This window comes from Acidimicrobiales bacterium (assembly GCA_036491125.1).
Classification (GTDB): domain Bacteria; phylum Actinomycetota; class Acidimicrobiia; order Acidimicrobiales; family AC-9; genus AC-9.
On sequence record DASXCO010000160.1, the window covers coordinates 1 to 4,720 of the forward strand.

The 4,720-nt window shown below is 69.4% G+C and carries 7 protein-coding genes; 5 read left to right on the plus strand and 2 right to left on the minus strand.

Annotated features, from left to right (window positions below):
• Together VGF64_12520 and VGF64_12525 are read left to right on the plus strand one after the other, a co-directional pair.
• A partial coding sequence (locus VGF64_12520) for a hypothetical protein (protein HEY1635576.1) occupies positions 1 to 525 on the plus strand: 525 nt, incomplete at its 5' end.
• 25 nt (positions 526 to 550) lie between these two features.
• A complete protein-coding gene (locus VGF64_12525) occupies positions 551 to 985 on the plus strand; it encodes a nitroreductase/quinone reductase family protein (GenBank protein HEY1635577.1) in 435 nt (144 codons plus the stop codon).
• 37 nt (positions 986 to 1,022) lie between these two features.
• On the opposite strand, the gene VGF64_12530 is transcribed toward VGF64_12525, so the two are convergent.
• Complete coding sequence (locus VGF64_12530) at positions 1,023 to 1,748, minus strand: MBL fold metallo-hydrolase (protein HEY1635578.1); 726 nt, start codon at positions 1,746 to 1,748, stop codon at positions 1,023 to 1,025.
• A 78-nt stretch (positions 1,749 to 1,826) separates the two neighbouring features.
• Here VGF64_12530 and VGF64_12535 point away from each other — a divergent pair, with 78 nt between their 5' ends.
• Positions 1,827 to 3,041, plus strand: coding sequence for an FAD-dependent oxidoreductase (locus VGF64_12535; GenBank protein ID HEY1635579.1), 1,215 nt, complete (start codon positions 1,827 to 1,829; stop codon positions 3,039 to 3,041).
• 190 nt (positions 3,042 to 3,231) lie between these two features.
• Here the strand turns inward: VGF64_12535 and VGF64_12540 are convergent, their stop codons facing one another.
• The gene (locus tag VGF64_12540; protein ID HEY1635580.1) at positions 3,232 to 3,534 is read right to left on the minus strand and encodes a hypothetical protein; all 303 of its coding nucleotides are present in this window, start codon (positions 3,532 to 3,534) and stop codon (positions 3,232 to 3,234) included.
• Between the two features lie 91 nt (positions 3,535 to 3,625).
• On the opposite strand from VGF64_12540, the gene VGF64_12545 reads away from it, so the two are divergent.
• Together VGF64_12545 and VGF64_12550 are read left to right on the plus strand one after the other, a co-directional pair.
• Positions 3,626 to 4,258, plus strand: coding sequence for a TetR/AcrR family transcriptional regulator (locus VGF64_12545; protein ID HEY1635581.1), 633 nt, complete (start codon positions 3,626 to 3,628; stop codon positions 4,256 to 4,258).
• An 8-nt stretch (positions 4,259 to 4,266) separates the two neighbouring features.
• A partial coding sequence (locus VGF64_12550) for a nuclear transport factor 2 family protein (GenBank protein HEY1635582.1) occupies positions 4,267 to 4,720 on the plus strand: 454 nt, incomplete at its 3' end.

Here is a 4,720-nt window from a genome sequence, read left to right on the forward strand (position 1 = left end):
GAGATGGGAATCGGACGCCCGCCCGATCAGACGTCGACCCTGGAGATCCCCGAGATCCTCGTCATGGCGTGGGGTGGGACGGTGCCGATGATGGCCGAGGCGGTGGGTATCGAGCTCGACGACATCACGACCACCTGGGAGAAATGGGTGACCGACAAGGCGGTGCCGTCGGCCAAGGGGACGATCGAGCCCGGCAACGTGGCCGCCATCCGCTTCCAGATCCAGGGTCTCTACCGGGGCGAGCCCCGGATCGTGTTGGAGCACGTCAACCGGATCGGTCCCGATGCCGCTCCTGAGTGGCCGAGGGGCAGCACCCCCGAGTGCTATCGGGTGGAGATCGAGGGCAGCCCGTCGATCGTCCAGGAGACGGCGTTCCGCTCGACCGAGGGCGACCCGATCGCCGGGGGCTGTCTGGCCACTGGACTGCGGGCCCTCAACGCCATCCCCGCCGTCAACGCCAGCCCGCCCGGTTGGGTGACCGCCCTCGACCTTCCCCTCATCGCCGGCCGGGGCGTCATTCGCTAGCAAGCGGATCATCTAGCATCTCGCCGTGCCCTCCGACCTCGGCCTCAAGGCGATGAACCGCGTCCACCGGATTGTGCTCGGCGCCACGGGCGGCCGGCTCGGGTGGTCAGCCTCCGGGATGCCGGTGATCGAGCTGACCACGACGGGCCGGCGGAGCGGCCAACCCCGCGCGACCATGCTGACCTCGCCCTACCAGGAGGGGTCGACGCTCGTCGTCGTGGCCTCGCGGGGCGGCGACGACCACCATCCGGCCTGGTTCCTCAACCTGCGCGACAAGCCCGATGTCACGGTGTCGGTGGGCGGCAAGCCGGCACAGCGCATGCGGGCCGAGATCGCCGGCCCGGAGGAGCGGGCCAGGTTGTGGCCTCTGGTCACCGCCGACCACCGCAACTACGCCGGCTACCAGCGAAAGACCACGCGGGAGATACCGCTGGTCCTCCTCCAGCCGATCGACGCCTGACCGTCCTGACGCCTCACAACCCGCACGACCTGCGCAGCTAGCTGGCCCCTCCGAGGGCTTCGGTGAGACGCTCCTCGTAGGCGTCGGCAAGCTCCCGAAGCTGGGCCGCAGCATCGCCGGTGAACGAGGGGCCGTGCATGAGGCCGAGGGTGCGGGGCTGGAGCCCGGCCATGCGGCGGATCGTGGGAGCGGTCTCGGGGGTGAGGCAGGTGGCCCGGAAGACGTCCTCGGCCTGGATCGCCGGGTCGAGGAGGTCGCCCTCTGTCAGCGCCGGGCTCGGCCCCATGGCCGTGAACAGGTCGCCGCAGAGGAGCGTGCCCGTCGTCTCCTCGAAGAGCACGTGGGCGTCCCAGCCGTGGGGGACGTGGGGCGTGTCGATGCTGCGGATCCGCTTGCCGCCGAGGTCGAGGACCTCGCCATCGGCGAGTTGACGCGGCGGGCGGTCGGCCAGGTCGTTCACCGAGACGATGCAGCCCATCGCCGGGTGGGCGACCTCGGACCTGGGCGCGGCCGCCAGCCACTGGTTCATGGCCCCGCACTCGTCGGCCTCGACGTGGCCGAACGTGATCCACCGCAGGCGCTCGGCCGGCACGACGCGCGCTGCCGCCTCGCTCACCGCCGGAAACAGGTTGTGGAGGCCGGCGTGGAACAGCAGCGGCTCCTCGGCGTCCACCAGAAACTGGTTGAACATGAAGTTGGCGTCGGGGATGAACGTGGAGAGCCGATAGATGCCCTCGGCGATCTCCTGCACCTGCGTCTCCATCAGGTATGACAATACGCGTCCACCGCTCACGACGCGGCACCATGGGGTGCGACAGCCGCGAGAAGTGGGGGCACCGCCATGTCAGATGTCACCGTCTATGGGGCCCCGTGGTGCCCCGACTGTCGCCGGGCGAAGAAGTTCCTCGGCGAGCACCGTGTGCACTACGAGTGGTCGGACATCGACCAGAACCCGGACGCTCTCCGAGTCGTCGAGGAGCTCCAGGGCGGGGGCCGGACCATTCCCACCGTCGTCTTCTCCGACGGGAGCCTTTTCGTCGCTCCCACCAACGAGCAGCTTGCTCGAAAGCTCGGCCTGAGCATCACGGCCACTCGCCGCTTCTACGACCTCGCCATCATCGGCGGCGGCCCGGCTGGCCTGGCGGCTGCGGTCTACGCCGCTCGGGAGGGCATCGACGCGGTGGTGGTCGAGCAGGCTGCGCTGGGTGGCAACGCCGGGACGACCGAGCGGATCGACAACTATCTCGGGTTCCCGGAGGGGGTCGGCGGTGCCGAGCTGGCCGAGCGGTTCGTGGCCCAAGCCCAGCGGTACGGCGTCGAGCTCCTGTCGGCGGTGGGCGTGGAGGGCTTCGGTGGTGGCCCCGACCACGAGGACGTGAAGGTCCGACTGGGGACCGGGCAGGAGATCGACGCCCACACCGTCCTCATCGCCACCGGGTCGTCCTACCGCCGCCTCGACATTCCCGGCGAGAGTGAGCTCATCGGAGCGGGCGTCCATTTCTGCGCCACCTGCGACGGACCCTTCTACCGGGGAGCGGGCGAGCTGCTGATCATCGGGGGAGGCAACTCCGCGCTCGAGGAGGGCCTCTTCCTGTCGCAGTTCGCCGACCGCATCCGGGTCGTGGAGTTCGCCCCCGAGCTCAGGGCCTCCCGGCTCCTCCAGGACAAGGTCCGGCAGAGCCCACAGTTCGTGATCCACCTGAACACCGAGATCACGGAGCTGCACGGTCGCCATCGCCTCGAATCCGTCGACGCCCGGGATCGGGGTTCCGGGGAGAAGTACACCTGGCACCCGGCGGCGGCGTTCGTCTTCATCGGACTCGACCCGAGCACCAGCTTCGCCGGTGGAACGGTCGACCTCGACCGGTGGGGGTTCGTGGTCACCGACGACCAGTTCCAGACATCGGTGCCAGGCGTGTTCGCGGCCGGCGACGTGCGCGCCGGGTCCACCAAGCAGCTGGCCTCGGCCGTCGGCGAGGGCGTCGCCGCGCTCCTGATGATCCGCCAGTACCTGCAGCACCATTCCCACTTGGCCCGGATCGACGTGAACGCCTGACGGGCGAAGCGCCCGTGGGGCCTGCTTTTCGGCACGCGTTCCTCGTGCTCCGCATCTGGTCGAAATGGCGGCCAGTAGCTACCGGACCCCCGCGCCCTCCTCGTTGACCACGGGCGACCGCTGCATTACCCTGCGCCGCACCAACGTCACCTGGGGGCGGCGAATGGGTGATCCAGGGGCTTTCGTCACTTCACCTGAGCTGGAGTCGCTCGGCCCCGGCCGGCGCGTGGAGGTGAGGAACCGGTTCACCGGCGCTTGGAGCCGAGGCTTCGAGATCGCCGACGTCGTTGCTGGCGGCTACCGCATTCGGCGACTCTCGGACGGCAGTGTCCTGCCCACCCCGTTCCTCTCTGAGGACGTACGGCCTCGACCCCCGAAGAAGGCCGGCCTCTGGTGGTACCGATGAGGCCGACGCGTCGGCGCGCAGCACGCTCAACCAGGCCTCGAACTCGAGCCGGCGGCGGACCCAGTCCACGGCTTCGCTCTCTGTCATGCCCACCACCTGTTCTGATACGTCTGCGTCATTAATATACAGACATGTATGTGGAAGTCAAGGCTGACGAGGTCCTGGCATCATGGTTGCCGTGCCCGTGGAGAAGCTGACCCCCGAGCGGCGCCGTCAGATCACCCGCCAGACCCTCGTCGAGGCGGCGGCCGAGGTCTTCGCCCAGAAGGGCTTCTACGGAGCCTCGCTGGAGGAGATCGGCGAGGTCGCCGGCTTCAGCCGGGGGGCCATCTACTCCAACTTCGGCAGCAAGGAGGAGCTGCTGTTCGGCGTGCTCGACCACTACATGGACATCCAGCTCGACGCCGTCATGACCGCCATGGAGGAGACAGGCCGCGCCGACCTCGTCACCGATGCCGTCGCGGCGACCGCCGCCTGGGAGTCAGCGGAGCGTTTCACGTCGCACTGGCCCGGGCTGGCGCTCGAGCTGCGGCTGGCAGCACTGAGGAACCCCGAGGTGCGGAAGCGACTGGCTGACTTCGAGCGCAAGAGCGGTGAGAGGGTGGCAGGCGTGATCGAGGAGGAGTGGGCCCGCCGAGGCGTGCGACCCCGCATCTCCGCCCGCGACTTCGCCGACCTCAGCCGCGGCGCGCTCGAGGGATTGACCCAGCTCGCCACCATCGACGAGGAGGACGCCCCCCGCTACCGCAGGCTCGTCGGGGAGCTGTTCGTGCTGCTCGCCTCTGCCATCTCGGAGCCCGAGGACGCCTGAGCGCTCGCATGGACGCGCAGACAGCCATCGCCCGCCTCGTCTACGCCTACGCCGAGCGGATCGACGAGGGGGACTTCGAGGGCGTCGCCGAGCTGTTCGCCGCGGGCACGATCACGGTCGAGGGAACCGACGCCGTGAGGGCCGGACAGGACGACGTCCTCGAGATGTACCGGCAGTCGACCCGCATCTACGAAGACACGGGCACACCGAAGACCAAGCACGTCACGACCAACGTCGTCATCGAGGTGGACGAGGAGGCCGGCACGGCGCAGGCGCGGTCCTACTTCACCGTGCTCCAGGCCACGCCCGAGCTCCCCCTCCAGCCCGTCATCGCGGGGCGCTACCGCGACCGTTTCGAGCGGCCCGAGGGCACCTGGCGGTTCGCCGAACGCCACATGATCTGCGACCTCTTCGGCGATCTCAGCCACCACCTGCTGGGGCGGCCGGCGGTGCCCCGTCAAG